2 protein-coding genes and 1 pseudogene are annotated in these 2877 nt (G+C 73.7%); 2 read left to right on the top strand and 1 reads right to left on the bottom strand.

Translation table 11 applies throughout. The features are described from left to right. Together HMPREF0731_RS08770 and HMPREF0731_RS26365 are read left to right on the top strand one after the other, a co-directional pair. Positions 1 to 758: EF-hand domain-containing protein (locus HMPREF0731_RS08770; protein WP_040612590.1), on the top strand; the 758-nt coding region annotated here is incomplete at its 5' end. Positions 759 to 834: 76 nt separating this feature from the next. After that, positions 835 to 2637, top strand: a complete 1803-nt coding sequence (locus tag HMPREF0731_RS26365) for a PAS domain S-box protein (protein WP_007003731.1) — start codon at positions 835 to 837, stop codon at positions 2635 to 2637. A gap of 27 nt (positions 2638 to 2664) precedes the next feature. Here HMPREF0731_RS26365 and HMPREF0731_RS08760 read toward each other — a convergent pair. Next, positions 2665 to 2877 (bottom strand): annotated as a pseudogene (locus HMPREF0731_RS08760) (ubiquinone biosynthesis protein UbiH); the annotation flags it as partial.

Genomic DNA, 2877 nt, shown 5'->3' with positions numbered 1-2877 from the left:
GCGGCGCCTGGTTTTCCGGCGAATGCGCGAGCCCGCGCGCCATGCTGCAGGTCACCGCCCGCGCGGTCGCGCGGCTGCCGGCGGACGGGCCGGCGCGGCTGATCCGCTTCGCCGAGACGCGGCGGCAGCAGGAGTGGCATGTCGGCACCGGCCGCGGCGCCGAGGCGCCGCGCATCCTGCTGCGCGGCGATGCCAATGCGCTGGAGACCGCCGAGCCCGACGCCAAGCTGCGCGACGACCGGCTGCCGGGCGAGACGCCGCTGCAATCCTGGCGCCGCTGCCCCGGCCCGCCGCTGAGCTTCGCCGCGCTGCATGGCGAGGGTCTGGCCTTCCTCGGCGCGCTGGAGGGGCTGGAGGCGGCCTGCGGCGCGCCCGGCGCCAGCACGGCGCAATGCGTCGCCGCCCTGGTCGCGGCGGGCGATGTCTCCGGCGACGGGCTGCTCTCGGTGGCCGAGATCGCCCGGCTGGTGCGCGGCCTGACCTGGGTGCTGGCGGCGGCCGAGGACGCCTCGCCCGAGAATGTGCTGGCCGCCGGCGGCGGCGGGCTGCTGGCCGGCGTCGCCATCGCCCGCTTCGCCATGGAGAGCCTGGACTATGATGGCGATGGCAAGCTCTCCGCCGCCGAGCTGGGCCAGGACCGCGCCGGCTTCACCCGGGCGCTGGGCGCCGAGGCCGGCCGGCCGCTGCGGCTGGAAGGGGTGCAGGAGGGGGTGACGGTGCTGCGCAGCCTGCTGGACACTCTGCTGCTCGCCCCCTGAGGCGGCGGCGCCGGCTTCACGGTTTTTTCGCCCGCCGCATGCCAGGAAGGCACCTCTGGACCGGAGGTGACACCGCATGAAGTCCTGGCTGGCACGGCCCGCGCAGGGCGATGCAACGGCCGCGCCCGGCGGCGGCGCGGCAGCCGGGGGCGGCGGCGGCGCCCTGGCGCAGCAGGCGCTGGAACAGTGCATCATCGCCGTGGTCTCGATCGACCCCGCCAACACCGTGACCTTCTTCAACGCGGCGGCGGAGCGGCTCTGGGGCTACAGCGCCGCCGAGGTGGTCGGGCGCAATGTGCGCATGCTGGTGCCGGCGGCGATCCAGCCGCAGCATGACAGCTTCGTCAACCGCCACCGCGCCACCGGGGAGGACCGCATCGTCGGCACCTCGCGCGAGGTGGAGATCCACCGCAAGGATGGCAGCGTCATCTGGGGCAGCCTGTCGCTGTCGCGGCTGGAGACGCCGCAGGGCGTCGGCTACACCGCCTTCGTGCGCGACGTCTCGGCCGAGCGCGCGGGGCGCGAGACCATCCGGCAGACGCTGGAGCAGGCGCTCGACGCGGTGGTGACGATCGACGAGAACAACGTCGTCACCTTCTTCAACCCGGCGGCCGAGCGGCTCTGGGGCTACAGCGCCGCCGAGGTGATGGGGCGCAATGTGCGCATGCTGGTGCCGCGCGCCATCCAGCCGCAGCATGACAGCCTGGTCAACCGCAACCGCACCACCGGGCAGGACCGCATCGTCGGCACCGCGCGCGAGGTCGAGATCCACCGCAAGGATGGCAGCGTCATCTGGGGCAGCCTGTCGCTGTCGCGCATCCGGCTGGACGATGGGCGGCAGCTCTACACCGCCTTCATCCGCAACGTGCATGAGGAGGTGCAGCGGCGCGAGCAGATCCGCCTGCTCTCCATGGTGGCGGACGAGACCGACAATTCGGTGGTGATCTGCGGCCCCGACCGGCTGATCCGCTACGTCAACAAGGGCTTCACGCGGATGACCGGCTACGGCGCCGAGGAGGCGATGGGCCGCAGCCCCGGCTCCTTCCTGCAGGGGCCGCTGACCGACCCGGCGACGGTGCGCCGCATCCGCGAGGCGCTGCAGCAGGGCCGGCCGATCTATGACGAGATCCTGAACTACCGCAAGGATGGCGAGACCTACTGGATCAGCCTGGCCATCAACCCGGTGCTCGGGCCGGATGGCCGGCCGAGCGCCTATATCTCGATCCAGGCCAATGTCACCGAGACCAAGCGCCGCGCCCTGAGCTTCGACCAGAAGCTCTCCGCCATCTGCACCACCACCGCCGTCGCCGAATGGACCGTGCAGGGCGCGCCGGTCTCGACCAGCGGCCAGCTGCCGGGGCAGGTGCGGCTCGACGCGCTGCTCGACGCGGCGGCGCAGGCGCGCGTGCTGCGCGGCGAATCGCTGCGGCGCGAGCTGCCCTGGCCCGGCAGCCAGCCGGCGCTGTGGCTGGACGCCATGTTCAGCCCGCTGCGCGACTTCACCGGCGCCATCACCGGCATCATCCTGTGCGGCGTCGACGTCACCGCCCGCCGCGTCACCGTGCAGAACACCGAGGCCGCCATGCAGGAGGCCGCCGCCTCCTCCCGCCGCATCGGCCAGATCAGCGGCACGATCAACGGCATCGCCTCGCAGACCAACCTGCTGGCGCTGAACGCCACCATCGAGGCGGCGCGCGCCGGCGATGCCGGCAAGGGCTTCGCCGTGGTGGCGCAGGAGGTGCGCCAGCTCGCCAACAGCTCGGGCCAGGCGGCGCGCGAGATCCGCCAGCTGGTGGAGGAGACCAGCAACCGCATCGAGGTGCTGGGCGAATCGATCCGCGCCCTGAACAACAGCGCCGAGGGGCCGCCCGGCGGCTGAGGCGAAGCGCCGCCGGCCCTGCCCGGTTCAGCCGCCGGGCAGGACCGGCGCGCGCTCCTCCATCAGCCCGCCGGTGACGGCGCCGAAGCCCATGGCGCGGCGGGCGAAGGCCGCCTTCAGCCGTGGCATCCGGTCCACCGCCGCCATGCCGAGGCGCCGCGCCAGCCGCAGCGGCGGCAGGCTGTTGCCGAACAGCCGCTCCAGCGCGTGCGTCGCGCCCAGCATCAGCAGCGCGTCCGG

This window comes from Pseudoroseomonas cervicalis ATCC 49957 (assembly GCF_000164635.1).
In the GTDB taxonomy this organism is placed as follows: domain Bacteria; phylum Pseudomonadota; class Alphaproteobacteria; order Acetobacterales; family Acetobacteraceae; genus Pseudoroseomonas; species Pseudoroseomonas cervicalis.
Note: the sequence above shows the minus strand (reverse complement) of the source record. Positions and strands in the feature narration are given on the sequence as shown.

Excerpts from the sequence above, each read along its gene's own strand:
- HMPREF0731_RS26365 (WP_007003731.1), top strand. The coding sequence starts at position 835 with ATGAAGTCCTGGCTGGCACGGCCCGCGCAGGGCGATGCAACGGCCGCG.